General features: G+C 48.0%; 27 protein-coding genes. 26 read left to right on the forward strand and 1 reads right to left on the reverse strand.

From position 1 onward, the window contains the following. Positions 1–22: 22 nt before the first annotated feature. The 9 genes from NYE37_RS07145 to NYE37_RS07185 all read left to right on the forward strand — a co-directional run bounded on the left by NYE37_RS07145 (position 23) and on the right by NYE37_RS07185 (position 9,750). Positions 23–277: a DUF3243 domain-containing protein gene (locus NYE37_RS07145; RefSeq protein WP_037996476.1), complete on the forward strand. Its 255-nt coding sequence runs from the start codon at positions 23–25 to the stop codon at positions 275–277. Positions 278–441: 164 nt separating this feature from the next. Continuing rightward, positions 442–1,203, forward strand: coding sequence for a DUF3388 domain-containing protein (locus NYE37_RS07150; protein WP_049720198.1), 762 nt, complete (start codon positions 442–444; stop codon positions 1,201–1,203). Between the two features lie 38 nt (positions 1,204–1,241). Then, positions 1,242–2,429, forward strand: a complete 1,188-nt coding sequence (locus tag NYE37_RS07155; RefSeq protein ID WP_121874396.1) for a helix-turn-helix domain-containing protein — start codon at positions 1,242–1,244, stop codon at positions 2,427–2,429. Between the two features lie 37 nt (positions 2,430–2,466). Then, positions 2,467–3,054: a helix-turn-helix domain-containing protein gene (locus tag NYE37_RS07160; protein WP_231855202.1), complete on the forward strand. Its 588-nt coding sequence runs from the start codon at positions 2,467–2,469 to the stop codon at positions 3,052–3,054. A gap of 503 nt (positions 3,055–3,557) precedes the next feature. Further along, positions 3,558–4,961 (forward strand): helix-turn-helix domain-containing protein, encoded by a 1,404-nt coding sequence (locus NYE37_RS07165; protein ID WP_198050710.1) that lies wholly within the window; start codon positions 3,558–3,560, stop codon positions 4,959–4,961. Positions 4,962–5,078: 117 nt separating this feature from the next. Continuing rightward, positions 5,079–5,909: a helix-turn-helix domain-containing protein gene (locus NYE37_RS07170; protein WP_037996899.1), complete on the forward strand. Its 831-nt coding sequence runs from the start codon at positions 5,079–5,081 to the stop codon at positions 5,907–5,909. A 380-nt stretch (positions 5,910–6,289) separates the two neighbouring features. After that, on the forward strand, positions 6,290–6,874 hold the full coding sequence (pgsA, locus tag NYE37_RS07175; RefSeq protein WP_037996897.1) for a CDP-diacylglycerol--glycerol-3-phosphate 3-phosphatidyltransferase: 585 nt from the start codon (positions 6,290–6,292) through the stop codon (positions 6,872–6,874). 39 nt (positions 6,875–6,913) lie between these two features. Beyond that, positions 6,914–8,170, forward strand: coding sequence for a competence/damage-inducible protein A (locus NYE37_RS07180; protein WP_037996896.1), 1,257 nt, complete (start codon positions 6,914–6,916; stop codon positions 8,168–8,170). After that, on the forward strand, positions 8,167–9,750 hold the full coding sequence (locus tag NYE37_RS07185) for a DEAD/DEAH box helicase (protein WP_037996894.1): 1,584 nt from the start codon (positions 8,167–8,169) through the stop codon (positions 9,748–9,750). The genes NYE37_RS07180 and NYE37_RS07185 overlap by 4 nt, the downstream gene beginning before the upstream one ends. Before the next feature lie 62 nt (positions 9,751–9,812). Here the strand turns inward: NYE37_RS07185 and NYE37_RS07190 are convergent, their stop codons facing one another. Further along, the gene (locus NYE37_RS07190) at positions 9,813–10,112 is read right to left on the reverse strand and encodes a metal-sulfur cluster assembly factor (RefSeq protein WP_037996939.1); all 300 of its coding nucleotides are present in this window, start codon (positions 10,110–10,112) and stop codon (positions 9,813–9,815) included. Between the two features lie 188 nt (positions 10,113–10,300). Here NYE37_RS07190 and recA point away from each other — a divergent pair, with 188 nt between their 5' ends. The 17 genes from recA to cotE all read left to right on the forward strand — a co-directional run bounded on the left by recA (position 10,301) and on the right by cotE (position 26,670). After that, positions 10,301–11,368: a recombinase RecA gene (recA, locus tag NYE37_RS07195; RefSeq protein WP_037996892.1), complete on the forward strand. Its 1,068-nt coding sequence runs from the start codon at positions 10,301–10,303 to the stop codon at positions 11,366–11,368. Continuing rightward, positions 11,365–12,060 carry a RecX family transcriptional regulator gene (locus NYE37_RS07200; RefSeq protein ID WP_037996890.1) on the forward strand — a complete coding sequence of 232 codons (696 nt, stop codon included), beginning with the start codon at positions 11,365–11,367 and terminating at the stop codon, positions 12,058–12,060. The genes recA and NYE37_RS07200 overlap by 4 nt, the downstream gene beginning before the upstream one ends. Further along, the gene (locus tag NYE37_RS07205) at positions 12,057–13,043 is read left to right on the forward strand and encodes a metallophosphoesterase family protein (RefSeq protein ID WP_340711885.1); all 987 of its coding nucleotides are present in this window, start codon (positions 12,057–12,059) and stop codon (positions 13,041–13,043) included. The genes NYE37_RS07200 and NYE37_RS07205 overlap by 4 nt, the downstream gene beginning before the upstream one ends. Further along, positions 13,040–14,518 (forward strand): AAA family ATPase, encoded by a 1,479-nt coding sequence (locus tag NYE37_RS07210; RefSeq protein WP_049720195.1) that lies wholly within the window; start codon positions 13,040–13,042, stop codon positions 14,516–14,518. Before NYE37_RS07205 ends, NYE37_RS07210 begins: the two co-directional genes overlap by 4 nt. Further along, the gene (locus NYE37_RS07215; protein ID WP_037996885.1) at positions 14,493–14,738 is read left to right on the forward strand and encodes a hypothetical protein; all 246 of its coding nucleotides are present in this window, start codon (positions 14,493–14,495) and stop codon (positions 14,736–14,738) included. Before NYE37_RS07210 ends, NYE37_RS07215 begins: the two co-directional genes overlap by 26 nt. Position 14,739: 1 nt before the next feature. After that, entirely contained in the window at positions 14,740–15,414 is a 675-nt protein-coding gene (locus NYE37_RS07220) for an ATPase (protein ID WP_037996881.1), read from the forward strand. A 217-nt stretch (positions 15,415–15,631) separates the two neighbouring features. Beyond that, positions 15,632–17,176 (forward strand): ribonuclease Y, encoded by a 1,545-nt coding sequence (gene rny / locus NYE37_RS07225; RefSeq protein WP_037996936.1) that lies wholly within the window; start codon positions 15,632–15,634, stop codon positions 17,174–17,176. Between the two features lie 63 nt (positions 17,177–17,239). Further along, entirely contained in the window at positions 17,240–18,034 is a 795-nt protein-coding gene (locus NYE37_RS07230; protein ID WP_037996880.1) for a TIGR00282 family metallophosphoesterase, read from the forward strand. A gap of 118 nt (positions 18,035–18,152) precedes the next feature. Further along, entirely contained in the window at positions 18,153–18,413 is a 261-nt protein-coding gene (locus NYE37_RS07235) for a stage V sporulation protein S (protein WP_037996879.1), read from the forward strand. A gap of 75 nt (positions 18,414–18,488) precedes the next feature. After that, positions 18,489–19,433: a dipeptidase gene (locus NYE37_RS07240; RefSeq protein WP_037996878.1), complete on the forward strand. Its 945-nt coding sequence runs from the start codon at positions 18,489–18,491 to the stop codon at positions 19,431–19,433. Positions 19,434–19,683: 250 nt separating this feature from the next. Next, entirely contained in the window at positions 19,684–21,444 is a 1,761-nt protein-coding gene (locus NYE37_RS07245) for a 2-oxoacid:acceptor oxidoreductase subunit alpha (protein WP_037996875.1), read from the forward strand. Then, positions 21,431–22,297 (forward strand): 2-oxoacid:ferredoxin oxidoreductase subunit beta, encoded by an 867-nt coding sequence (locus NYE37_RS07250; protein WP_037996873.1) that lies wholly within the window; start codon positions 21,431–21,433, stop codon positions 22,295–22,297. Before NYE37_RS07245 ends, NYE37_RS07250 begins: the two co-directional genes overlap by 14 nt. A gap of 97 nt (positions 22,298–22,394) precedes the next feature. Next, positions 22,395–23,135: an MBL fold metallo-hydrolase gene (locus NYE37_RS07255; RefSeq protein ID WP_037996871.1), complete on the forward strand. Its 741-nt coding sequence runs from the start codon at positions 22,395–22,397 to the stop codon at positions 23,133–23,135. 80 nt (positions 23,136–23,215) lie between these two features. Then, positions 23,216–23,791 (forward strand): xanthine phosphoribosyltransferase, encoded by a 576-nt coding sequence (locus NYE37_RS07260; protein WP_049720192.1) that lies wholly within the window; start codon positions 23,216–23,218, stop codon positions 23,789–23,791. Positions 23,792–24,068: 277 nt separating this feature from the next. Next, positions 24,069–25,550 carry a tRNA (N6-isopentenyl adenosine(37)-C2)-methylthiotransferase MiaB gene (gene miaB, locus NYE37_RS07265; protein ID WP_037996866.1) on the forward strand — a complete coding sequence of 494 codons (1,482 nt, stop codon included), beginning with the start codon at positions 24,069–24,071 and terminating at the stop codon, positions 25,548–25,550. A gap of 1 nt (position 25,551) precedes the next feature. Further along, positions 25,552–25,974 carry a RicAFT regulatory complex protein RicA family protein gene (locus NYE37_RS07270; RefSeq protein ID WP_049720190.1) on the forward strand — a complete coding sequence of 141 codons (423 nt, stop codon included), beginning with the start codon at positions 25,552–25,554 and terminating at the stop codon, positions 25,972–25,974. 99 nt (positions 25,975–26,073) lie between these two features. Next, on the forward strand, positions 26,074–26,670 hold the full coding sequence (gene cotE / locus NYE37_RS07275; protein ID WP_037996865.1) for an outer spore coat protein CotE: 597 nt from the start codon (positions 26,074–26,076) through the stop codon (positions 26,668–26,670). Positions 26,671–26,704: the final 34 nt, after the last annotated feature.

A 26,704-nucleotide genomic window follows, 5' to 3' on the forward strand; every position in this document is an offset into this window, starting at 1 on the left:
CAGATAAAAGGAGGAAAAAGAAATGTCTGTTTTAGACAATTTTCAGGACTGGAAAGAGTTTTTGCATAACCGTGTGGACCAAGCCCGCCAGCTGGGGATGAGTGACCAGGATATCAAAGAATTGGCCCATCAACTCGGGGATTATCTGGCCAAGGATGTGGATCCGCAAAACACCCAGGAACGTGTTTTAAAAGATCTTTGGAGTGTGGCGGATGAAAACGAGCAACAAACGATCGCCAATTTAATGTTCAAAATGGTGAACGATGGAAACAGATGAATGTTTGTTTTTATTTTAAAACACCCAAAAACGGGTGTTTTATTTTTTTGATAAATTCAATTCTCAATGTAATACTTTTTTGGCACTTTGCGGTTATGCTATACTAATTAACATATTAATCTTTTGAGTTTGGCGTTTGAAACGGGAGAGGGTGGGGTGCTTTCATGGATCACCAGGAATGGTATCTGGAATATCAGATTCATAAAAATCGCCCTGGTTTAATGGGGGATTTGGCATCCATATTGGGAATGCTTGGCATCAATATCGTCACGATTAACGGGGTGGAGAAAAACCGGCGGGGTTTACTGCTCCGTTCTGATGATAAAGAAAAGATTGAGGCGTTAAGGGGAATTTTGACAAGAGTTGATAACATCACCATTACGGCTTTGCGCCCTCCTCAACTGGTGGACCGGATGGCGGTCAGACACGGCCGTTACCTGGAACGGTGTGTGGCCGATGAAAGAACGTATCGATTCACAAGGGAAGAGCTGGGGCTTTTGGTGGATTTCATGGCACATCTTTTTAAAAAAGAAGGGGCTCAGTTAATCGGTATCCGGGGCATGCCCAGAGTCGGGAAAACGGAGTCCGTGGTGGCTGCCAGTGTTTGTGCCAATAAGCGCTGGACATTTGTTTCGTCCACATTGTTAAAACAGACGGTCCGCAGCCAATTGGCCCAGGATGAACTTTCAGGCCAAAACGTGTATATTATTGACGGGATCGTTTCCACGCTCCGCTCGACCGAACGCCATGACATGCTGGTTCGGGAAATTTTGCGTATGGACGCAACCAAAGTAATTGAACATCCGGATGTGTTTATCAGGGAAACAGAGTATACATTGGATGATTTTGATTATATCATTGAACTCCGGAATCATCCGGATGAAGTGATTTCGTATGATCGATTGGATGAATATCATGGATTTTAAACGTGGCAAAAGCTTTGCTGCAAGGGGAGGGATCAAAAATGTCGGGGATTGGAGACTATTTGAAACAGGTGCGGCAGCAACGGGGGTATTCTCTGGAAGAAGTAAACAGAATTACGAATATTCACATAAAATATTTGCATGCGCTTGAAAATGACCGTTTTGATCTGCTGCCAAGCCCTTTTTATGCCAAGGCTTTTTTGAGAACTTACGCGAAAAGCCTCGGCGTGGATACGAAACCATTGTTGGACCATTTTGACAAGTTGATGAAAATGCGTCCCAATCAGGAACAGTCCAAAGCCGTCACGCCCCCCAAACCGGCATCCCGGACAAAAATGTTGCCGAAATCAAGCGGGAATTTTCTTCCTCCGAAAGGACAAGCGCAAAGTCCGAGACCAAGCGGGGTGTTGAGCGGGAGTCCGTTCCGCCAGCCAAACAACCCGGAGCCTGAACCGGCCAAAAAATCTTTGTCTTCCGCGCCGAATCCCGGATTGAATTTTCGTCCCGCAAACCAGCAGAATCAGCTTCCGCCGGTTCCGGAAGTAACGAAATCCCCGGAACCACCGGTTGAGCCGCAACCAATGAAACACCCGGAACCGTCAACCCAAACACCCGTACCTCAAACGACGCTGTCTCTGCCTCCGCTTGAAGCCACGCAACAGCATCTGTTAACACCGCGCCGGGTTGCCATGGAATTGAAAAAACAACAAATGAAAGAGAAAAAAGAAAATGTCAAAAAGAAAAAACATACGATGATTGCCATGGTTGTCGGTGCTTTGTTATTGTTAAGCGGAGGAGTGTATGTTTATCTCCATGGTCATCAGACTTCCCAGCCCGAAAAACGCAATGCAGCGGAATATCCTGCCGGAAACGGGCAAATGGTGGATGTCAATGCCGCTTCGCAAAATTTGCCCACTTTGGAGGAAGGGGAAGAATCCTCGGATCCTTATGCCGGACAAGAGTATTTGATCAAAAATGTCGATAAATTAAATGTTGTGTTAAAAGGGAGAAGTGGGGAATCAACGGTTTTGTATGCCCCTACTCCGAAGGATCAGCCCAAAAAATTGACATTGCGTGTGGGGCAAGAAGTCACACTGGATACAGCCGGAAAAAACTATGTTTGGTTCCGATTGGGAACGCCATCTAATGTAGAAATCCTTGTGAATGATCAACAAATTAATACAGATGCGCAAGATGCTGAAAAAAGTTATGTGGTGAAAGTTCAGTAAGCCGTGAAGTTAGTTGGGGGAGGGTGCTTCGTTGTCCGTGGAAATCGGGAGGAGACTGAGAAGGGCGCGTGAGGCGTCGGGCTTGACTTTGGAAGAAGTGGAGAGACGGACCAGAATTTCCAAAAGGGATTTGTTGGCGATGGAACAGGGGCGGTTTCATTTTCACCCCAATCCCGCGTTTGTTCGTTCCTGTGTCCGGGCATATGCAACGGTTGTGGGAGAAAATCCGCAACCGATGTTAAATTTGTTGCAACAGGCACAAGAAAGGACGACGCGCAGGGAACCAACAGTCCGAAGAAATCTTCCGGACGGGCAGGGAAATGGTAGAGAGCTGTCCCGGTCCCGCCGCCGGTCAAACGGATACGGACGTTCTCAATCCCATAAGAAACCGGATTATCCTCAGCAGGATCATCCCCCTCAAAGGCAGGTTTACCGACGATCGGAGAGAGAGGGGATGGAGACGGAATCCGGGGAAGGTGTATACAGCCGCCGGAGCCGCCGGCAGGCTTCCAAAAAGAAAACGTCCGTTTTTGGTAAAATCTACTCGTATTTTTTATTATCGGGTGCAATTTTATTGGTGATTGCAACCATATGTTTTTTATGGTTCCGATGGAGCAATGCCTGATCGGAGAGGCGGTTTCCCGGTTTGGACAGGCCGGGGGACGCCGGTTTTTAAATATAAGAATATACTGAATTTTAACGAGGGGTTTTTCACCGGAAAAATTGACGGTTTTTAAAAAAAGTTTTAATTTCGGACGGCAACAAGAGGGACTGTAGAAGAAGGCGTTTTTGACACATTTCGGAGACCATGGTATGCTTGAAACAAATTGTTGTTTCTATACAGCGCCGTCAAGATCATTGTTTTTTTATATATATTTACAACAACTCTCAGGCTCTTTTTTGTTTATGGGATGTTGTTTCAAAGAAAAAGAATAGATTTTGATTTCGGTAAAGAGTATGATAGAAGACGGTGTTTCAACTAACGATAAAAATGTTTACAACCAATCGAAAAGTGCTGGGAAAACAGCAAACACCATGAAAAAACCGATAATTTAACGGGTTGCTGAGCAGCATGTCTTTTGTTGTCAAAAGCGTATTGTTCAAACAGCCTTTCAGGAGGTGGCTGGGGTGTCTGTCGAAATTGGCTCATATCTTCGACAAGCCCGAGAAGCGATTGGAATGTCCCTCGAAGAACTGCAAGAAAAAACAAGGATCCAAAAATCATTTTTAATTGCGATCGAAAATGGTGAATTCGATAAATTGCCGAGCCCTTTTTATGTGCGGACATATCTGCGTTCTTATGCCAATTGTGTAAAAATCGAACCGCATCATATTTTGCGTCAATACCGAAAGATGGAACAAGCGGAGAGATTAACCGGGGTACATAAAGCGGTCAATCCGAATGATTTTAATCAAAATCAGCAGACGCAAAAGTTACCGCCGCTTGAAAAATACCAGCAAACGGGCAAAATGCCTGCCGTCAATCCAAGTCCATCAACGCAAAACACAATGCGCATGAGAACGTTGCCGATGAATAACCAGACCAAGGGACGGATCGATGCCCAAACGGCGCTGACGGCTTCCAAGACCATGCCCAACCGGGTGAGCGATCAGGTGAAAGCGCGCCGGGACATGGGTTATCAGCAAGCGGGCATTCTGAATAAGGATAAAGATCAGACGGCTCAGGGAAACGTTGGCGGAATCAATCCGAAAAAAGAATTGTATCCGACGGTTTCACGGAAAAACCAGCACGGACAAACCAGACCGAACCAAAGTTTGTTGCTTTCAAACACCGGGACGGTGCCGCGTGTGTCCGGGCCGTTGAACCGGGTTTCGGATCAGGCAACCCGAAATTCCGGACCGGTGCCCCGGGTTACGGGTGCGATGAAAAAGCTGGATTTAAACAATGTCCCGATTCCATCGGTTTTGCCGGACGACTTGGAAAACGGATCTCAGAAAAAAGAAGGGGAGCGTCAACTGTTGAGTCGCGTTGAACGCTTAAGTCGCAGTGCGTCCAAAAGCCGGAAATCTTTCAAAATATCCGGTTTGAAGCTTAAAAGCCCCATTGCGATGGCGGTTGCCGGTTTAATCTTGTGTGTCCCCCTGGGATGGGCGATTTTGTCGTTTACAGGGGATGATTCCCAACCGGATTCCAACCCGGCTTCACAAACCGCCAATGACCAAACGCTTGAGATTCCGCCTGAGAAAAAAGGAAAACTGCAATTGGCGCAGCAGGATGTGAATGTGGTGCACTATCGTCTCCAGGATACCGATCAAATCGTGGTGATGGTTCATGCTGCCGGTGGAAAATCGCGGGTTGAGCTCAGAACCGATCTTCCTTCCGAGGGCGGAAGTGATCATTTGATTAAAGATGTGACGTTGCCCAAGGACGAAAAATGGAGCTACAAATATACATATGAAGGCAATCGGGACTTTTATGTCGGATTGAGCGCTCCGGAAGATGCGATTGTTTACGTCAACGGACAAGTTGTGAAATCGGCACGGTATATTCACGTCCGCAGAGTCGATTGATTTTTTTTTTGGAAGCAAGTGCTTGCACGGCACTTGCTTTTTTGACGTTCATATTCTTCTGGGCTATACTGTAAAAGTTAGAATTGAACAGAACAATCAACGGGAGGGACACGGCAGATGTCCAAGCCTTTTGAAGAATTAAAAAAGGCCAGGGAACAGAAGCAGCTGAGTTTGGAAGAAGCAGCGGAAAAAACCCGGATTGATGAAAAATATCTTGCAGCTTTGGAAAATGCTGAATTTTCCGGGCTTCCGGATCCTCTTTATGTGAGGGGTTTTATCCGCAGGTATTCGAAACTGTTGGGAATCGATGCAAAGCCGATGTTGGATGCATATAAAAAGTGGGAACAAGAAGAGCGTCCCGAAGAGTCCCGGCCGGTCACCACGCTTCCGTCCCGAAGCAGCCGGACACAAGAATCATCCGAACCGAAAAAGAAATGGATTGCCAAGTGGCCGAACGCTCTCTTGGTTTCTTCCATCGCCGTTTTATTGATCGCAGCCGGTGTGGTTACATGGCTGGTTCTGGATCAAGACTCATCCGACGCAGAAACGGTTCAGCTGGAGGAACCGCAAACGGAAACGGCGGATCCGGAGGCCAAACCGGAACCCAAAGAACGTCCGCAGGTGGAATTGATTCAACCGGCTGAAAAAGGAGAACAAGGCGATGTGTACGGTGTTTCAAAAGCCGAAAAAGTGACGGTGAAAGTGGTGGCGGACAAATCAACTGAAATCCAGATCCGTTCGGGGGGACCCACGGGGAAAGTGATTGCTTCCAAAGCATTGTCCCCGAACCAGGCGGAAGAATTTTCCGACCCGGAGTGGATTTCTTTGCGGGTCGATCATCCCCATTATGTTAAACTCTATGTCAACGGGGTTTATATTGACACCTCTTCACAGCAGCAAGTTTCATTGTACCAATTCAAAAAGAAAGAAAGCACGGATGATGAATAAAAGCGGTTCAGCAGAGAGGATCCCTCTTCCTCTCTGCTTTTTTTGACACGCGTCAGATGCTTGGTTTATACTTACGAAAGAATTAAACGAGGAAGGTATGGGTTTAATATTAAAGGATGGATGCGTTTATACTAGAAAAATAAAGTTGATTGACAAAAGACGAAAAACGGCTTTACAAGATGGTGCCAACCAGGGCATCTTCAAAAGCGACGGCATTCCCTTCTTGGAAAATGCGAAACGCCGGAAATGAATGGTGCGGTGTTTCCGCTGCTCCCGTGCGTGCGGGGCTTTGAAAATCCTCTTCCTAAATTCATGATGATTGTGTGAATGCGGATGAAATTTTTACATCAAAATGGTTATTGCCAGGGAGGTTGGATAGGATGAACCTGGCCAACAAGATTACATTGGCTCGTATTTTTTTAGTCCCCATTGTGATGATCTTTTTGTTGTTTCGCTTTGACATCGGAGAAATCCATGTGGGAGCGGCGAAGTTGACCGCGGGCGAATTGATCGCCACGTTTATTTTTATTTTGGCTGCCGTTACGGACGGGGTGGACGGATACATAGCAAGACGGAAAAAAATGGTGACCAATTTGGGGAAATTTCTTGATCCGTTGGCTGATAAACTGTTGGTGACAACAGCCTTGATCTCATTGGTGGAGTTGCAACGACTGGAGGCGTGGATGGCCATTGTGATCATCAGCCGGGAATTTGCCGTGACCGGCCTCCGGATGATTGCGGTCACCGAAGGCCATGTGATTGCAGCCAGTCCATTGGGAAAACTGAAGACCATCATACAAATTGTGGCGATTGTTTCATTGATGCTCAACAATGTTCCGTTCTCAACCATTTCATTTCCGTTTTCCATGATCGCCACCTGGCTGGCCGTGATCATCACGGTCATTTCCGGAGTGGATTACTTTTACAAAAACCGCAAGATCGTTTCATTGACCAATACACAGTAGTGTCGTCCGGGATTTGGCTAAAGAGAAAGGAAAGATAAAATGCAATCAGAAATCATTACGGTTGGTTCTGAGTTGTTGGCGGGAGAAACGGTGGATTTGCATTCTTCTTATTTGTCCCGGGAACTCCATTCATTGGGGATTGATGTTCAATTTCACACATCGGTCGGGGATGATGCACAAAAGCTGCATGACGTGATTTCACTCGCACGCACGCGATCGCAGTTGATTTTCCTCTGTGGCGGGCTGGGGCCCACCATGGATGACTTGACCAAAGAAACCGTTTCGGAAGTGACGGGGGTTCCGTTGGTTGAGGATCCGGAGGTGAAACGCCGTCTGGAGAAGTATTTTGAAGGACGGATGAAGGTGGTCCCCGCAAATAATTACAAGCAGACTTATGTTTTTTCCGGCGGTGTTGTTTTCCAAAACCATCATGGAACGGCTCCCGGTTTGGCTCTGCAGGTGGACGGGATCACTTATGTTCTGTTGCCGGGTCCTCCGGGGGAATTGGTGCCGATGTTTGAAGAGCAGGTGCGTCCTTTCCTCATGCGCGAAGTGATTCAGGAGGGGCAGGTGATTCTTGCGGAATCCCTTTCTTTTTTTGGATTGGGCGAATCGCTTTTGGAGGAGAAGATTGCCGATTTGATCCGGCAACAGGATAATCCCGTTTTGGCCACCTATGCCAAAGAATCGGGGGTTGTTTTGAGAATCACGGCTTGGGCGCCGGGCGAAGCGGAGGCACGTCAGCTGATTGACCGGCAAAAAGCGAAAGTTTTAACCCGGATCGGGGAATATTGTTACAGCGAACAGGGTGAGACGCTGGAAGAAGTGGTGGTGGCCGGGTTGATTCGCCATCAGAAAACAGTGGCGGTGGCGGAAAGTTGCACCGGCGGAAAACTGGCTCATCTTTTGACTTCCGTGTCGGGAAGCAGCCGGGCGTTTAAAGGCGGATGGGTGACCTATACCAATGAAGTCAAAGAAAAAATCGCCTCGGTGCCGGCGGAATGTTTGAATCAATATGGTGCAATCAGTGCACAAACGGCAGAAATCATGGCCCAAAACACGTTGGAGCGTTTTGATTCGGATTTCGCACTCGGGGTCACAGGGGTCGCCGGGCCGGATCCGGCGGAAGCAAAACCGGTGGGAACGGTATTTATCGGATTGGCCGAAAAAGGACAGCCGGTGCGGGTTTATCAGTTCGCTTTGAAAGGATCGCGCAGGCGTATACAACTGTTGGCGGCGAATTATGCCTTATTTGTTCTTGAGCAATGTTTAAAGAAAGGTGAAACAACAAGATGAATCGTTTTGATCAGTTTCAATTAAGCAATGAAATATTAAACGGAATACACGATATCGGATTTGAAGAACCTTCTCCGATACAAGCGGAGTGTATTCCGGCCGTGCTCCGGGGGGAAGATGTGATCGGGCAGGCGCAGACCGGAACCGGAAAAACCGCGGCGTTCGGCATTCCCATTTTGGAGCGGGTGAATCCGAAACAGCCGCATGTCCAAAGCATCATTTTGGCCCCGACCCGTGAGTTGGCGATTCAAGTGTCGGAAGAATTGCGGAAAATCGGGCGCAAAAAACGGGTGAAAACATTGCCGGTGTATGGCGGGCAATCGATCGGGCGCCAAATCAAGGCGCTGCAACAAGGGGTTCATGTGGTGATCGGGACTCCCGGCCGGCTGTTGGACCATTTGAGACGCGGCACGATCGATCCTTCCCATGTTGAAACCGTGGTGTTGGATGAAGCGGATGAAATGCTGGACATGGGATTTATTGATGACATTGAGCAAGTGTTCCGCTTCATGCCGAAACATCATCAATTGTTGCTTTTTTCGGCCACCATGCCTTCGGCCATTCGCCAATTGGCGAAAAAGTACATGCGCAAGCCGAAGTATATCACCGTCAACCGGGGCGAAGTGACGGTGCCGGTGATCCGCCAGATTTATTATCGCGTGTTGGACAGTTACAAGGTGGATGCCCTGTGCCGGATTCTTGACAGTGAAGAAGTGGATTTGGCGATTATTTTTTGCCGTACGAAAAAAGGCGTGGATGAATTGACGGATTCCTTGCAGGGACGAGGCTATCTGGCCGGCGGACTGCACGGGGATCTGGCCCAGCAACAGCGGGATCGCGTGATGCAATCCTTCCGCAGCGGGGAAATTGAACTTTTGGTGGCAACCGATGTGGCCGCCCGCGGCATTGATGTGGGGAGTGTTTCCCATGTGATCAATTACGACATCCCTCAAGACGTGGAAAGTTACGTGCACCGGATTGGAAGAACGGGCAGAGCCGGACGCAAAGGGGTGGCTCTCACGCTGGTCACCCCCAGGGAAATGAAACAGCTTCGCACGATTGAACAGGAAACGGGCACCAAATTGAAGGCCCGGGAACTGCCCACGTTGGAGGAGGTCGCGGCGAAGCAGCAAGAAAGCTGGATAGCGCAGATTGAAAATACCATCCGTTCCGATGTGGACATGACATTGTTTGAGGAAATGACCGGGGAATTGTCGAAGAAATTTTCCATGGAAAAAGTGGTGGCGGCTTCGTTGTATCTCGCTTTTTCCGACCGGTTTGTCAAGAGCATTGACAACACTTACCATTTCGGGGAAACGGGGGCATCGCCAGGAATGGTCCGCTTTTTTATCAATGTGGGGCGAAATGCCAACCTGCATCCGCAGGAGTTGGCCAAAGCGATTTCGGAGAATGCGGGGATCAGCTTGAGGCAAGTGGGGAAAATCAACATCTACGACCGCTTTTCTTTTGTGGAGGTTCCAGAGGATGTTGCGCCTTTTGTTTATGAGGCGTTCCGGCAATCCAAAATCAACGGTTCCCGGGTCAATATGGAGCCGGCCCGTCCCCGCAACCGTTCATAAAGGGCAAAAAACCCAAAAGAGCTCTTACTTTGTGGATCAACCACAAAGTAAGAGCTCTTTTTTCAGTCGGGAATGCCCAAAGCGATTTTGGCATATCGGGACATCCGGCTTTTGTCCCACGGGGGGTTCCAAACGATTTCCACGTCCACTTTATTGACGCCTTCCACATTTTTCAACGCTTGTTCCACTTCCTGCTGGATGATGCCGGCCAAAGGGCAACCCATGGCTGTCAACGTCATGGTGACCTTGACATTTCCTTCATCATCGATATCTATGTCATAGACCAGACCCAGATTGACAATGTCAATATTTAACTCCGGGTCATTGACTTGTTCCAGTTGTTCCATGATTTGTTCTTTCATCTGTTCCTTTTGCAATGCGCCTCACTCCTTTTTTGCTTCTACCTATAACGTAACACACTTTTTTTTGCATTACACGAGGATTTCCAAAAAAAGAGTCGAATAAATGTTCGTAAATGATCTTGGCAGATGAAGAAAAACACGATATGATGTTCATATGATTTAATGGGGAAAAAGAGGAGGAACGATACATGTCCGATCGACGACAAGCGTTGGAAATGGCATTGAGACAGATAGAAAAGCAGTTTGGCAAAGGCTCGATCATGAAAATGGGAGACCAGGCCACCCGCCAGGTGGAGACCATTTCAAGCGGCGCGCTGGCCCTTGACATTGCTTTGGGAGTGGGCGGATATCCCCGCGGAAGGATCATTGAAATTTACGGGCCGGAATCTTCCGGGAAAACCACGGTGGCTTTGCACGCCATTGCAGAGGTGCAAAAAAAAGGCGGACAAGCCGCGTTTATTGATGCAGAGCATGCACTTGACCCCGTATATGCCGAAAAACTGGGAGTGAACATTTCGGAGTTGTTGTTGTCACAGCCGGATACCGGGGAGCAAGCGTTGGAAATTGCCGAAGCCCTCGTTCGCAGCGGTGCCGTCGATATCATTGTGGTTGACTCGGTGGCGGCACTGGTGCCCAAAGCGGAAATTGAAGGGGAAATGGGAGACTCTCACGTCGGGTTGCAAGCCCGGTTGATGTCTCAGGCACTGCGCAAGCTTTCCGGAGCGATCAATAAATCCAAAACCATTGCCATCTTTATTAACCAAATCCGTGAAAAAGTGGGCGTCATGTTTGGAAACCCGGAAACGACACCGGGCGGACGCGCACTGAAATTCTACTCCAGTGTACGCCTGGAAGTCCGCCGCGCTGAAACCATCAAGCAAGGAAGCGACATGGTCGGAAACCGCACGAGAATCAAAGTGGTGAAAAACAAAGTGGCACCTCCTTTTAAACAGGCGGATGTCGACATCATGTTCGGAGAGGGCATCTCCAAAGAAGGAAGTGTCTTGGACATCGCTTCGGAACTGGACATTGTCAATAAGAGCGGGGCATGGTATTCCTTCGAAGGAGACCGCTTGGGGCAAGGACGCGAAAATGCCAAACAATTTTTGAAAGAGCATGCGGATGTCTGCCTCAATATCGAAAACCGGATCCGGTCCCATTACAACTTGCCCGTCATTCAGGCAAGTGAACCGGAAGAGGCAAAAGACACAAAAAAGAAGAAAAGTAAAGCGGACAAAACGGAAGAACTTGCTTGAAAACCGGTTCTGAAGAATGGATGAGGCAAGTGGGAGAGAGAAAAAAAATCACCCGGATTGAAAAGCCGTATCTTAACAAGCCGCGATATCATATCTATGTGGATGGAGAGTTTCTCCTCTCCATCCATGAAGATATTTTGGTGAAGTACCGGCTTCACAAAGGCATGGAGCTGGATGAAAGCGAAATTCATGAGTGGCTTGAGGCGGAAGAATACAACAAGGTGAAGCAAAAGGCTTTGCATTATTTATCTTACAAGCCCCGTACAACGCATGAAGTCAAAATGTATTTGGGCCGCAAAGGTTTTGAACGCGAAACCGTCGAACAAGTCATTTTGGAGTTGGAAAAAAGCGGATTTTTAAATGACTTGGAATTTGCCAAAGCCTGGGTGAATGAGCGGCAACATCATAAAGGATACGGAAAAAGGCGTTTGAAACAGGAGCTGTTGAACAAAGGAATGGACCCGGCGGTCGTTGATGAGGCATTGATTCATATCGGGGAGGAAGATGAGCGCCAGTTGGCAATATCCATTGCTGAAAGGCGCTATTTGCGTTTATGCCACGAGTCTTGGCCCCGGATCGAACGCCGCCTGGGCAATTACCTCGTCAGGCAGGGATTTTCCATGGGCGTGGTGTATGAGGTGTTGAATCTTTTCCGGGCCCGTCACGAAGAAGAGAAGGGGAATGGTCCATGAAAATATTGTATATGACCGATACACATATCCGTGGGACATCACCACGAAGCCGTACCGACGATTTCCAGCAGGCGATTCGCGAAAAGATTGAAGAAGTGATTGACATTGCCGAAAGAGAGCGGGTCGATCTGGTCTTGCACGGCGGGGATTTGTTTGACCGCCCCAATCTTTCCCCCGCCATTGTCCGGGAATTCGCCGGGCTGTTTCGCCGTTTTCCGGCCCCCATTTTCGCGGTTGCGGGGAATCATGATATTTACGGACATAATCCCGCAACGGTGGAGCGGACGATGCTGGGGTTGCTCGATGCCTTCGGTGCCATCCGGTTGGTGAACGAAGGGGAACGGATCAAATGGGAGAAAGACGGCATCACCGTTCAGATCAGCGCCCAACCTTTCCATTATGATTTGGACAAACGAAAGCGGCATCTCGATTATACAGTGCCAAATGAATGCGGAGCCGAATATTGCGTGCATATGGTTCACGGTATGTTGGTGGACAGGGCTCTTCCGGACAGCATCCCGCACACGGCGGTTCACGAAGTCTGGAGCGATTCCGTCGATGTTCTGTTGACTGGGCATTATCATGCAGGCTTTCCCGTACAGCACCGGAATGGAAAATATATTGTCAATCCCGGCGCGTTGGCCCGTATCAACAACCACCGGTCGGAAATCAAACGGATGCCCCAAGTCGCCCTTCTGGAATTGAACAAAGAGGGCATCGATGTCCGGCTGGTTCCGCTTCAATGCGCCAAGCGGGGGGAAGAAATTTTGGACCGGTCCTACATTGAAAAAGAAGAATTCCGCGAAAAACAGCTGGGCGAATTCATCCGTGAAGTCAAATCGGTGACCGATTTTCAATCCATCAACATCATGGATATCCTCTTTGAAATGTCCAAGTTGCATGACATCGGGGATGTTGTCACTTTGGAAGCCCAGCGGAGGATTGCGATTGAACAAGAAGCAGAAAGGGAGAGCAACCATTGAATGGTTTTAAAAAGCTCGTGATTGAAAATTTCCAGTCCCATCAGTATACCGAAATTGATTTCACCGACGGGCTCAATGTGTTTGTGGGACCGTCTGACAGCGGGAAAAGCGCGATTTTGCGCGCATTGAAGTGGGTGTTGTTTAACACTCCGCGGGGAACGGATTTTATCCGGACCGGGGCCAAAGAGTGCCGCGTTCGTCTGGTGTTGACGGACGGGACGGCGATCGAGAGAATCCGCAGCCGTTCGGTCAACCGGTATGTGCTCAATACACCGGACGGAAAGGAACAAATCTTTGAAGGATTTGGAAACTCCGTGCCGGAGGAAATCTCCGACGTGCACCGGATCGTTCCGGTTGAGCTGGACCAAAAAGAGTTGCTGTTGAATTTCGGCACACAATTGGAGAGCCCTTTTTTGCTTTTTGAATCGAATCAAAACAAAGCGAAAACCATCGGCCGGATCAGCGGTGCCCATTTAATCGACAAAGCCTTGAAAAAAACGAGCACCGACCGGCTGGCTTTAAGTGGAACGATCCGCCAGCTGGAACAGGAAAAAGAGCGGTTGGATGAAAAATTAAAGCCGTATGAGAACCTGCAGCAGTTGGAAGCCGATTTTCAAGTGGCGGAACGGGCTTTTCTTGACGTGCAAGAAAAAAAGCGTCTGCAAGCGTCTTTGGAAGCAAAACTGGAAAGCTTGATCGAGATACGGCGGGGAAAAGAAGTGTGGCAGGAAAAAGTTGCGGCATTAAAACGGTTGCCGGATGCCGAACAGCAGCTGCTTCACTTGGAGTATCAAAAAGCGATGCTTTCCCGGTTGATTCGTTTAAACGAAAAGTGGATCCGGCTTCAACAGGAAAAAGAGCGCACGCTGGAAACGGTCAAGCAGGGTGAACACATTCCGGAAGCGGAAAGGCGGCTTGCCGGTTTGTCTAGGAGCCAAAAAAGGTTTGAGCAACTGCTCCGGCTCCAAAACAAGCGGAATCAGATCAAAGAGAAAAAAGCCGGGCTTGAAACCTTTGTGCTCAGGCTTAAAAACGTGCCGCAAGGCATGCGGGAGTTAGAGAAACTGGCCGAAAAGCACGAGCGTTTCAAAGTGCTCCAGCCTTTAAAACGACGGAAAGAAAAGAATGCAAGGGAACTTAAGTACTGGCGGCAGGTGCAAAAGCAAAACCAAGAAGCCTTAGAGGTGTTGGAAAAAGTGGTGCCGAACATAGAAGAGAAAGAAGCGCTGATGAAGAAACTGGACGATTTGCACCGAAGCCGGCTGGATTGCCAAAAACGGATTGCCACCGGAAAAAAATACATCCAGGAAAAAGAACAGGAAATTTTGCGTTGCACCCGGGAATGGATCCGGCTGTTAAAAAAGATCGGAAAGTGTCCGACCTGCGGAACGCCCATCGGCCACTCTGTTTTGCAACATATCATGGAAGAGTATCAAGGAGGAATTTCTCGTGCAGCAGCTGGAAGAGAAGATTAAACAACTCAAAGCGCAACTGGAAGATGCCAAAAGCAAATTGACGGTTGCCAAAGCCCGTCTGGAAGATTTGGAAAAGCAGGAAGAGGAGATTGTCAAAGAAGCCAGGGAGCTGGGAGTGGAACCGGAAGATTTGCCCGGGGAGATTGAGCGGCTGGAAAAAGAGATTGAGGAAGGCATTGAAAAGGCATGGAGCTATTTGCCCAAGGAGTTGAGAGAATGAGATGAAAGACACATCACTTGAGGAATTGCAACAGGCTTTGAAAGAAGCAAGAGATGAACTGTTGCGCCGAAAAGCGGAAAAAGAGCTGCATTTGCGTCAGTTGAATGAGACGGAAACCCGGTTGAAAGAAAGCGTGGAGCACCGTGATCTGTTGGACCGGGTGCGTCTTTTGTTCCAACTGTCATCAGACTATGCCCGCCAACAGGCAAAGCAACAATTGGAAACGCTGGTGACCAATGCCTTGAAGTATGTCTTCGGTTCGACGTTTCGTTTTCAAATTGAGCTCTCGGATCATGGCGGAAATCCGACGGCGGAATTTTATGTGGTTTCGAAGTGGGATGAACAGGAAGTGAAAAACCGTCCACAGGATGCCCGCGGCGGCGGTGTCGTCGACATTGTCTCATTGGCGCTCAGGATTGCGCTCATGGAAACGATCAAGCCCCGTGTCCAAGGGCCGATTATTTTGGATGAACCCGGAAAACATGTGAGTGAAGATTATATCGTCCCCATGATTGAGTTTTTAAAATCGGTCGGGGAAACGTTCGGCCGGCAAATCATTCTTGTCACGCACAATACGCATCTGACGGAATCGGCCGATTCGGCCTATTACGTGCGGTTGTCATCCGGTAAGTCGGAAGTGGAGCGCAGCCGGAATCTTGACAACAATACTGTATAAATAATACAATTTAGTTGTATCTTTGCCTTTTTTAACGGTGGAAGATACCTTCTGACGAAGTAAGTTTGGAATAGAAACCTGAAGGAATTTGAAAATGTTTGCTGGTTTTCCAGCCTTGACCTGGTATAGCAAAAAATGAGTGAGGACGAGCGTGAGAAGACCGAGTTCATCGGTCTTATTTTGTAAACAGAAACAGAGGAGGTGAGCGGTGAATCCAATGGTGTTTAACGGATTGGACATCGTTCTGATGTTTGCCTCTCTCGGTGTCGGAATCGGTGCGGGTTATTGGATACGCAAAATGACGGCGGAAGCCCGGATCGGCAGTGCGGAGAAGGAAGCTGCCGAGATTCTGGAAAAGGCGAACAAAGAAGCCGAAGCCAACAAAAAAGAAAAAATCTTTGAAGCCAGGGATGAAATCCATCAATTGCGCACCGAAGCGGAAAAAGAGATTCGTGAGCAGAGGAATGAATTACAGCGGATTGAGCGTCGTCTTGACCAAAAAGAAGAAACACTGGAACGAAAACAATTAAATTTGGAATCGCGTGAGGAAGAACTGGCCAAACGCGAGAAATATATTGATGAACGTCAGCGGGAGATTGACCGGCTATACCAGGAACAGCTCAAAGAGATGGAACGGATTTCCGGACTTACCACGGAAGAAGCGCGTCAGTTGATTCTGGCTAAAGTCGAGAATGAGATGAAACACGAAACGGCTCAAATCATGAAAGAGATGGAACAACAGGCGATTGATGAAGGAGACCGGCGTGCACGGAAAATCTTGTCTTTAGCCATTCAACGTTGCGCGGCGGATCATGTTGCGGAAACGACCGTATCCGTAGTGAATTTACCCAATGATGAGATGAAAGGCCGCATTATCGGGCGTGAAGGCCGGAATATCCGGACGTTGGAAACGTTGACGGGAATTGACCTGATCATTGATGATACGCCGGAAGCCGTGATTTTGTCCGGATTTGACCCCATTCGCCGTGAAGTGGCGCGGGTGGCGTTGGAAAAACTGGTGGCTGACGGAAGGATTCACCCGGCCCGGATTGAAGAGATGGTGGAAAAATCCCGCCGGGATGTGGACGAACGGATTCGTGAATATGGAGAGCAGGCCACCTTTGAAACCGGCGTGCACGGATTGCATCCGGATCTGATTAAGATCATCGGCAGGTTAAAATTCCGTACCAGTTATGGGCAAAACGTTTTGAAGCACTCCATGGAGGTTGCGCATCTGGCTGGTTTGTTGGCCGCGGAATTGGGTGAAGACATTCATCTGGCGAAACGGGCCGGCTTGCTTCATGACATCGGAAAAGCCATTGACCACGAAATCGAGGGTTCCCATGTGGATATTGGCGTCGAATTGGCGAAAAAATATAAAGAACATCCCGTGGTGATCAACAGCATTGCTTCTCATCACGGAGACTGTGAAGCGACGAGTGTGATTGCTGTCTTGGTCAGAGCGGCGGATGCGCTTTCGGCGGCCAGACCCGGAGCCCGGCGGGAAACATTGGAGGCATATATCAAGCGCTTGGAGAAATTGGAAGAGATTTGCGATTCCTTCGACGGCGTGGAAAAATCATATGCAATTCAAGCAGGGCGTGAATGTCGGATCATCGTGAAGCCGGATGAAGTCGATGATGCGGAAGCCGTCCGTTTATCCCGAGAAATTACCAAACAGATCGAAAGTCAATTGGATTACCCCGGCCATATTAAGGTGACGGTGATTCGAGAGACAAGATCGGTCGAATATGCGAAATAAAGTGGCCTTGCGGCCGCTTTATTTTTTCAAGCATCTTAGCGGAGTTGGAGGCTATTTGTACTGATGAGAATTTTAATGATCGGTGATATTGTTGGACAAGTGGGGCGACAAGCGGTCGCCAATTATTTGCCTAAATTAAACCAAATGTACTCGCCCGATGTGATTGTGGCAAACGGGGAAAATGCCGCGGGCAACGGACGGGGAATTCAACGGGACATCCTGAGGGAACTGATGGATCTGGGAATCCATTGTGTCACATTGGGAAATCATGCTTGGGCGCAGTCCGAGGTGTTTGATTTTATCGATGAGGAGCCGTTTTTAATCCGTCCCGCCAATTATCCGCCGGGGACGCCCGGGAAAGGCCATGTTTTACTGACGGTAAAAGGCGTAAAAGTGGTTGTGGTCAATCTGATGGGGAGAGCGTATATGGGACCATTGGATTGTCCGTTCAGAAAAATGGATGAAATTTTGAGCCGGATTTCAGGAACCCCGTATATATTGGTCGATTTTCATGCGGAAACCACGTCGGAAAAACAAGCATTGGCATGTTACCTGGATGGGAAAGTTTCCGCGGTGATCGGGACGCACACGCATGTGCAAACGGCAGATGAACGAATTTTGCCAAAAGGAACGGGTTATTTGACGGATGTGGGGATGGTCGGCCCGTATGACAGCGTGATCGGGATGAAAAAAGAGGAAGTCGTGAAGCGGTTTATCACACAAATGCCTGTTCGCTTTTCTGTTGCAAAAGGAAGAGAACAATTTAATGCTGTATTGATCGATTTGGACAAACAAACCAAAAAAGCCACGAAATTAACGAGGATTCGTATTGATGCGGAGCATCCGCTTATCGGTTGAAATAGAATAAATTTATTTATGATTTTTTACTCCTATCTATGCAAATTGGAAGGAATTTTTACTTGCGAGTCGAATAGGATAGTAGTGGATTCACTCCAACCATCGAGGAGGTACCTACATGGAAGTATTAAAAGTTTCAGCAAAATCTAATCCGAATTCTGTTGCTGGTGCACTCGCCGGAGTCTTGCGTGAACGTGGTCAAGCAGAGATGCAAGCAATTGGCGCAGGGGCGCTGAATCAAGCTGTAAAAGCGGTTGCGATTGCACGAGGATTCGTGGCGCCTAGTGGGATTGATCTGATTTGTATTCCTGCTTTTACCGATATTATGATCGATGGTGAAGAACGGACCGCGATCAAACTGATTGTGGAACCTCGTTAGGGAAATTGGTCGATATATTCAAAAAAACCTGTTTATTTATATAGACAGGTTTTTTTAAATGGAAGGGTGAACAAGATGCAATGGATGGATGGGCATTGCGATGTGTTAAGCAAAATGTGGCGAAATTTGAAAGACCATTCTTTTTATGACCCCCGCTCCCGGTTGGACAGTTCTTATCACCATCTGAAAGAAGCCTTGGTGGCTTTGCAGGTTTTTGCGATATGGGTACCTGATTCGGTACCCAGAGAAAACCGGTTGTCAGTCGCATTGAAACAAGTGGATTTGTTTTATGAACAGATTATCAGGAAAGAAGAAGCGGTTCATTTTGTCGGTTCGAAACAAGCGTTAAAAAAATGTGCCCCGGATCGGATGGGGGCACTGTTGGCGATGGAAGGGGCCGACGCCTTGCATGGAGAACTTGCCTTCCTGCGGCTGTTTTTCCGCCTCGGTGTGCGCCAGTTGGGGTTGACTTGGAACCATGCCAATGAAGTGGCGGACGGCATTGAAGAGGAACGGAACGGAGGATTGACGAACTTCGGAAAAAAAGTGATCACCGAGATGGAAAGGCTGGGCATGATTTTGGATGTTTCCCATTTGTCGGTGCGAGGGTTTTGGGAAGTGATGGAGTCTGATTTGCCGGTGCTTGCTTCTCACTCCAATTGCCGGAAAATCGCCCCTCATCCGCGGAATCTGGAAGATGAACAAATCCAGGCGCTGATCCGAAAAGGCGGATTGATCGGGATCACCTTTGTTCCATCGTTTACATATCCTTGTGAAAAGGAAGCCACCATCGATCATCTTTTGTTACATATCGAACATGTATGCAGCCTGGGAGGCGAACGGAATCTTTGTTTTGGATCGGATTTTGACGGGATCCGTTTGAAAATTAAAAATTTACATAATTACAGGGATATATACTGGTTGAAAGAAGCGCTTTTGCGCCGTTACCCTGAGTCATTGGTGAGGAAATGGGCATGGGAAAATGCCTGTGCTTTTTACTTAAATCATTTACCGTCATAAAGCCGAAAAAAGTTTAGCAAAAATGATCTTTTTTTTACTTAGGTCTTTTTTTGCAACATTAAAAGAAAAATTGGAAAGATAGAGAACTTAAAACGGTTGCTTTTTATACCATACAGGTCTAGAATGATACATGAAAATGCTATCACTCAGCACAAAGTTGGCTTTATTCCTTTCTTTGTGAAGAGTTGATATCTTTCATAGTTATTTTAATATTGTGTAGTGTGTGGCAGTATTAAAGGAGATGAGTTCATTGGTTAAGCAGCTTTCGTGGAAAGTGGGCGGACAACAAGGGGAAGGTATTGACAGTGCAGGAGAGATTTTGTCAACAGCTTTAAATCGAAAAGGGTATTATTTATACGGGTACAGACATTTTTCTTCACGAATTAAAGGTGGTCACTCCAACACCAAGATTCGTATCAGCATAAACCCAATCCGCTCCATTTCCGACGAGCTGGATATACTTGTTGCATTTGACCAAGAATCCATTGACTTGAATGCTCATGAATTGGTTGTGGGCGGGGTCATCTTGGCCGATGCCAAGTTTAATCCAACCGTTCCGGAAGGAGTAAACGCAAACCTTCTTGCGATTCCGTTTACCAAGATTGCCGAAGAAATCGGAATGTCCCAAATGAAAAACATGGTGGCTGTCGGGGCCTCGGCTGCATTGTTGGGCATTCCGGCGGATGCTTTTAAAGAAGTGATTGAAGAAAGGTTCGCACGGAAAGGCCAAAAAGTGGTAGATAGGAATATGGAAGCGATTACAAGAGGGTTCGAGCATGCGGAAGGCGAACTTGGTGATGGAATAACAAGATTTCGCTTGGAACCTTCTGACGGGAAAAAGCGGTTATATATGATCGGAAATGACGCCATTGCACTGGGGGCGATTGCAGCGGGAGCCCGGTTGATGGCTGCATATCCGATTACCCCATCTTCAGAAATCATGGAGTATTTGATCAAAAAACTTCCGAAATTTGGTGGTTCGGTAGTTCAAACAGAAGACGAGCTTGCAGCGATCACCATGGTGATCGGGGCCAACTATGGTGGTGTTCGTGCTCTCACGGCTTCAGCAGGGCCTGGATTGTCACTGATGACCGAAGCGATTGGGCTGGCCGGGATGACCGAAACGCCGGCGGTGATCGTGAACACGCAGCGTGGCGGGCCCAGTACCGGTCTTCCGACCAAACAGGAACAAAGTGACTTATTGTCCATGCTGTTCAGCACCCACGGTGAAATCCCGAAAATTGTCATTGCTCCGAGCACAGCCGAAGAATGCTTCTACGATACCATTCAGGCGTTCAATCTGGCGGAACAGTATCAATGCCCGGTGATTATCCTGTCGGATTTGGCGATGTCGCTCGGGAAACAAACCGTTGAGCCGCTGGAATACGACCGGATTGAAATTAAACGCGGAAAGCTGGTTTCCTGGGATGAAGAGCTTCCGGAGTTGGAGCCTTCCCAATTATTTTTGCGTTATGAACTGACTGAGGATGGCATTTCCAGAAGGGTTCTTCCAGGACAGAAAAACGGGTTGCACCATGTGACCGGAGTGGAGCATGACGAAACCGGACGTCCGTCGGAAAAACCGTTAAACCGCAAAAAAATGATGGAAAAACGGCTCATGAAACTGAAAAACGGCATCGATTTTGACACACCGGTTTACCTGGATGCTCCGCACGATGATGCCGATCTTTTGGTTATCGGATTCAACTCGACCCGCGGCACGATTTCCGAAGCGAAAGAGCGCGCAGAAGCAGAAGGCTTGAAAATCAACCATGCACACATTCGCCAATTGTTGCCGTTCCCGACGGAAATCATCCGGGAGCAAATGAACAGAGCGAAAAAAGTATTGGTTGTTGAAAACAACGCTACAGGACAATTAACCAATGTCATCAAAATGTATGTAGGAATGGCTGAAAAACTGGTTCACTTTGGAAAATATGACGGAAACCCATTCCTACCTTCTGAAATTTATCATCAATGTAAGGAGCTGTTGGTCCATGGCCACGTTTAAAGATTTTCGCAATAAAGTAAAACCCAACTGGTGTCCCGGTTGCGGTGACTTTTCCGTGTTGGCCGCCATGCAGCGCGCTTTCGCCAATACCGGTTTGGAGCCGCATGAAGTAGCCGTTGTTTCAGGGATTGGTTGTTCCGGACGGATCTCCGGATATATTAATGCGTATGGATTTCACGGTGTCCATGGCCGAGCGCTGCCGATTGCACAAGGGTTGAAACTGGCTAACCGCGATTTAACGGTGGTTGCAGCCGGCGGGGATGGAGACGGATTCGCCATCGGGATGTCGCACACCATCCATGCCATTCGCCGGAATGTGGATATCACCTATATTGTCATGGATAACCAGGTATACGGATTAACCAAAGGCCAAACTTCTCCACGAAGCGAAAAAGGATTTAAAACCAAAAGCACGCCGCAAGGTGCCATTGAAGCACCCATTCATCCAATGGAAATGGCGCTGACAGCAGGAGCCGGTTTTGTGGCTCAATCAGTTTCCAGTGACCTGAAACAATTAACCCGTGTGATCGAAGAAGGGATCAAGCATAAAGGATTTTCCTTTATCAATGTTTACAGCCCTTGTGTAACGTACAACAAAATCAACACGTATGACTTTTTCAAACAAAATCTGGTCAGCTTGGATGATGATCCGGATTATGATTCATCCGACCGACAAATGGCCATGCAAAAACTGATGGAACATCAAGGATTGGTCACAGGAATCATCTACCAAAACAAAGAGCAACCCTCCTATGAATCCGTGATCAGAGGCTTTAAAGAAGAGCCGTTGGCAAAACAAGAGCTGAAAATTTCCGAACAAGACTTCGAAGAATTGGTTGCCGAATTTGCATAAAGTAAAAAAGCTGTGCAGACTAATGTCTGTACAGCTTTTTTTGTGGAATGGACGGAGAGAGTTTGTTGTGATAATGGAATGCGAAGGAGGATGCCTGATGAGATGGACGGTGCTTGGTTGCCATTCCCCTTATCCGGCGCCGGGAGGTGGGACTCCCGGTTATCTGTTGGAGGCGGAAGGGAAAAAAATCCTGATTGATTGCGGCAGCGGCATACTGGCCCGGCTGGTCGAACGGATCGCCATCGAAGCGTTGGATGCCGTTTTGTTGTCGCATTTGCATCATGACCATATCGTTGATTTTTTTGTTTTGCAGTACGCGGTCATGACCGCCCGAAAACAAGGGAAAAGGAAACACCCCCTTGCGGTCTGGTCACCGGAGAAACCGGCCGGTTGGTTTGAAAAGTTGCGTTATAAAACAGAGATTGACCGAAACGGGATCCGGGAAGGGATGAAAATTCATTTGGGCGGGCGGTTGACCGTGCAATTTTTCCGCACCGATCATGCCGTCCCTTGTTTTGCCATGCGGATCCATGACGGTAAACGCACCATCTTGTACGGGGCAGACAGTGGCCCGGAGACAGATTGGGAAAAGATGGGGAAAAGCCCTGACCTGTTTGTTTGTGAAGCAAGCTTTTTACATAAAGATTTGCCGGATCAACCAACAGGGCATCTGTCGGCCAGACAAGCCGGGCTTGCTGCCGGCCGGCTCAAGGCCAAGCAGTTGATCTTGACCCATTTGTATCCCGGGTATGATCCGGATCACCTGAAGGAGGAAGCCATGGCGGTGTTTGACGGTGTTTGCCAAACCGCTTATTCCGGCATGACGGTCGATTTGTAGCTTTTGTTTGGGCCGGTCATCCATTATCATGGAGAGACAAGCACGGTTTTGAATCAGCCGATGGAAAGAGGGGAGAGCGTTTGCAGAAACTGAAGGAGTATATTGTCAAAGAGGGATTGGTGCTGTCCGATGACATCTTAAAGGTGGATGCATTTTTGAATCATCAAATCGATCCTTTTTTGATCAGGGAAGTCGGGGAAGAGTTTGCCAGGCGTTTCCAAGATGAATCCGTCACTAAAATTTTAACCATTGAGTCGTCGGGCATTGCGCCGGCTGTCATGACCGGATTGGCATTGCACGTTCCCGTGGTTTTCGCCCGGAAGAAAAAATCGCTGACATTGAAGGATTCCTATTATGAAGCCAAAGTTTTTTCATACACCAAACAAGAGACGACTTCCGTGGTGGTGGCGAAAAAGTTCTTAACCCCAAAGGACCGGGTATTGGTGATTGATGACTTTCTGGCCAATGGACAAGCGGCAGAAGGTTTGATTCAAGTGGTCCGCATGGCAGGGGCCCGGTTGGCCGGATTGGGGGCGGTGATTGAAAAATCTTTTCAGCCCGGCGGCTCCAATCTTCGCAAGCAGGGAATTCGAGTGGAATCGCTGGTGGAAATTGCATCTTTGGCTGATGGAAAAGTTCATTTCAAAGAAAACTGAGGGTCAAGCCGGATTTCTCTTTATGAGGGAGATCCGGCTTGATTGATTGGTGTTTTGAAATAAACAAGTTTGCAACACAAACAATTCGCTAAAATTCATTTTCCCCGGCTGGGAAATTCGCAACAACATGTTATAATGGGGGAGAATCATCCGAGGATCTTTATTGAACACATGTCACTCATCGTGTATAATGAGAAAATTGCAGTATTCGTGTTCAGCCTTCGAAATCATGGATTTATTCATTATAGAAGCAATCTCACCAGAAAGGGTGGATGAAATGGAACGAAAAGAGAAAGATTACAGCCAATATTTTGTTGCACCCGATCTGAAAGCCGCCAAAAGGCGGGGGAAGTCGGGTGTGGAAGTGATACAATTTGATCAGATTCCCGAAAATATGCGTGGGGTCGGCGCAGGAAAGAAATATTTGATTCAAACTTACGGATGCCAAATGAATGTTCATGACAGCGAAACGATCGCCGGAATTCTGGAACAAATGGGCTATGAACGGACAGAACGGGAAGATCGAGCGGATATTATTTTGCTGAATACGTGTGCCATTCGCGAAAATGCAGAAGATAAAGTGTTTGGCGAATTGGGACGCCTCAAACACCTGAAGTTGGAAAACCCGGATTTAATCCTCGGGGTTTGCGGTTGCATGTCCCAGGAAGAAGTGGTCGTCAACCGGATCTTAAAAAGTTATCAGCATGTGGATTTAATCTTTGGCACACACAATATCCACCGTTTGCCGGTCTTGTTGCAAAACGCCTTATTCAGCAAGGAAATGGTTGTGGAAGTATGGTCCAAAGAGGGCGATGTGGTTGAAAACATGCCCAAGAAGCGTGAAGACGGACTGCGTGCCTGGGTCAACATTATGTACGGATGCGACAAATTCTGCACGTACTGTATTGTTCCTTATACACGGGGGAAAGAACGCAGCCGCCGTCCCGAAGACGTGTTAAATGAGATTCGCGAACTGGCGCGCAAAGGCTATCAGGAAGTGACTTTGCTCGGACAAAACGTGAATGCTTACGGAAAAGATTTCACCGATATCAATTACCGGTTTGGCGACTTGATGGATGATGTCCGTAAAATCGGCATTCCGCGTGTCCGGTTTACGACAAGCCACCCGCGCGATTTTGATGACCATCTGATCGAAGTTTTGGCCAAACGCGGAAATCTGGTCGAGCACATTCATCTGCCGGTTCAATCCGGAAGCTCGCAAATTTTGAAATTGATGGCGCGCAAATATACCCGGGAGTCTTACCTTGAATTGGTCCGCAAAATTAAAGAAGCCATCCCGGATGTGGTGTTGACCACGGACATTATTGTGGGATTCCCCGGAGAAACCGAAGAACAATTTGAAGAAACGCTGTCCCTTGTCCGGGAAGTGGAGTTTGATTCGGCGTTTACGTTTATTTACTCACCGCGTGAGGGAACGCCGGCCGCCAAAATGAAAGATGACGTGCCAATGGAAGTGAAAAAAGAACGACTGCAACGTTTGAACGATCTGCAAAACGAAATCAGCCGCCGGAAAAATGAAGCTCTCCGCGGCCAAGTGGTGGAAGTTTTGGTGGAAGGCACAAGCAAGAAAAATCCGGATGTGTTATCGGGACGGACCCGTACCAACAAGCTGGTGAATTTCACGGGACCGAAGCATCTGATCGGGAAATTTGCCCATGTCCGGATCGATGAACCGCAAACCTGGACGTTAAAAGGAGTTTGGGTGGAAGAGGAACCTCTGACGAAAGTGGGAGGGTAAAATGTACACTTCGTTTGAAAACCATCCCGTGTTGGTGCAAGCCCGGCAATTTGCGGACTTGATTTTAAAAAGCGAAGAAATCCAACGGTTTCGTGCCGCGGAAGAGCAGGTGAAAAAAAGCAAGACCGTCCAAAATTATATTGACACCATCAAGCGAAAGCAAAAAGAATTGGTCCATGCCAAGCATTATCAGAAAACCAAATATGCCCGCATCTTGGAAAAAGAACTGGAACAGTTGAATCAGGAACTGGAGAACCTCCCCATCATCCGGGAGTATCAGCAGACGCAAGTGGGTGTGAATGATCTTTTGCAAACCATCCAGCAAGTGATTGGCACCACTGTTTCCAAAAAAGTTTCCGTTGAAACCGGTGGTGAAATCCGGCAGGGATGTGGAAGTGGCGGGCCTTGTGGTTGTTCGCGGTAAAAAAATTTTCCCCCGGGATGATTTCCCGGGGGTTTTTTTGCACCCTAGACAGTTGCCCTGCATACACTTGTTATTGAATGATGCTTGGAGGAGGGAAGTATGGTGTCATATCCAGATAGAGCCATGGAATACCGACAAATTATTACCAAGGCTGTATGCGGAAAAGGACGCAGATTTTTACAGTCCACGCACACAGTGAAGCCGCCGGAAAATATCCATACGATCTTGGGGGCATGGGTGATTAATCATCAGTACGAATGCACAAAAGTAGGAGAAGCCGTGGAAGTCAGCGGCAAGTACGATGTGAATATCTGGTATTCCACCAAAGGGAACACCAAAACCGATGTGATTAAAGAAACCGTTTATTACACCGAGCAAGTCCCGCTGAGCTATTATGACCGCAACACCCGTGACTCCACCGTTACCGTCAGTGCCACGGTGACGCAGGCTCCCAACTGTGTGGAAGCTTCCATCGCTTCACACACGGACGGAATCGCAGATGGCATTGTCGTCCGGGTTGAAAAAGAATTTGCGGTTGAAATGGTTGGGCAAACGAAGATTTGCGTACCGGTCTATCCGTTAGAATATGCAGAAACTGATGAAAAAGATTTGGCGGGAAGCTATGAAGAACATGTGGATGAAGATTCTTTTGATGAACTGGATCCGGATCTGATCATTGATGACCTGGAAGATTGATTAACGGATATTCCTCGGGAACTGCTGGCACCCA

The sequence above is a fragment of the Thermoactinomyces sp. FSL K6-2592 genome (assembly GCF_038006465.1).
In the GTDB taxonomy this organism is placed as follows: Bacteria; Bacillota; Bacilli; order Thermoactinomycetales; family Thermoactinomycetaceae; genus Thermoactinomyces; species Thermoactinomyces vulgaris.

Bases quoted from the DNA above. Each gene is read 5' to 3' on its own strand.
- NYE37_RS07220 (WP_037996881.1), top strand. From the start codon at position 14,740: ATGAAAGACACATCACTTGAGGAATTGCAACAGGCTTTGAAAGAAGCA.
- NYE37_RS07255 (WP_037996871.1), top strand. From the start codon at position 22,395: ATGAGATGGACGGTGCTTGGTTGCCATTCCCCTTATCCGGCGCCGGGA.
- NYE37_RS07145 (WP_037996476.1), top strand. From the start codon at position 23: ATGTCTGTTTTAGACAATTTTCAGGACTGGAAAGAGTTTTTGCATAAC.
- miaB (WP_037996866.1), top strand. From the start codon at position 24,069: ATGGAACGAAAAGAGAAAGATTACAGCCAATATTTTGTTGCACCCGAT.
- NYE37_RS07240 (WP_037996878.1), top strand. From the start codon at position 18,489: ATGCAATGGATGGATGGGCATTGCGATGTGTTAAGCAAAATGTGGCGA.
- NYE37_RS07170 (WP_037996899.1), top strand. From the start codon at position 5,079: ATGTCCAAGCCTTTTGAAGAATTAAAAAAGGCCAGGGAACAGAAGCAG.
- NYE37_RS07205 (WP_340711885.1), top strand. From the start codon at position 12,057: ATGAAAATATTGTATATGACCGATACACATATCCGTGGGACATCACCA.
- cotE (WP_037996865.1), top strand. From the start codon at position 26,074: ATGGTGTCATATCCAGATAGAGCCATGGAATACCGACAAATTATTACC.
- NYE37_RS07270 (WP_049720190.1), top strand. From the start codon at position 25,552: ATGTACACTTCGTTTGAAAACCATCCCGTGTTGGTGCAAGCCCGGCAA.
- NYE37_RS07180 (WP_037996896.1), top strand. From the start codon at position 6,914: ATGCAATCAGAAATCATTACGGTTGGTTCTGAGTTGTTGGCGGGAGAA.
- NYE37_RS07185 (WP_037996894.1), top strand. From the start codon at position 8,167: ATGAATCGTTTTGATCAGTTTCAATTAAGCAATGAAATATTAAACGGA.
- recA (WP_037996892.1), top strand. From the start codon at position 10,301: ATGTCCGATCGACGACAAGCGTTGGAAATGGCATTGAGACAGATAGAA.
- NYE37_RS07155 (WP_121874396.1), top strand. From the start codon at position 1,242: ATGTCGGGGATTGGAGACTATTTGAAACAGGTGCGGCAGCAACGGGGG.
- rny (WP_037996936.1), top strand. From the start codon at position 15,632: ATGGTGTTTAACGGATTGGACATCGTTCTGATGTTTGCCTCTCTCGGT.
- NYE37_RS07190 (WP_037996939.1), bottom strand. From the start codon at position 10,112: ATGAAAGAACAAATCATGGAACAACTGGAACAAGTCAATGACCCGGAG.
- NYE37_RS07235 (WP_037996879.1), top strand. From the start codon at position 18,153: ATGGAAGTATTAAAAGTTTCAGCAAAATCTAATCCGAATTCTGTTGCT.
- NYE37_RS07230 (WP_037996880.1), top strand. From the start codon at position 17,240: ATGAGAATTTTAATGATCGGTGATATTGTTGGACAAGTGGGGCGACAA.
- NYE37_RS07150 (WP_049720198.1), top strand. From the start codon at position 442: ATGGATCACCAGGAATGGTATCTGGAATATCAGATTCATAAAAATCGC.
- pgsA (WP_037996897.1), top strand. From the start codon at position 6,290: ATGAACCTGGCCAACAAGATTACATTGGCTCGTATTTTTTTAGTCCCC.
- NYE37_RS07250 (WP_037996873.1), top strand. From the start codon at position 21,431: ATGGCCACGTTTAAAGATTTTCGCAATAAAGTAAAACCCAACTGGTGT.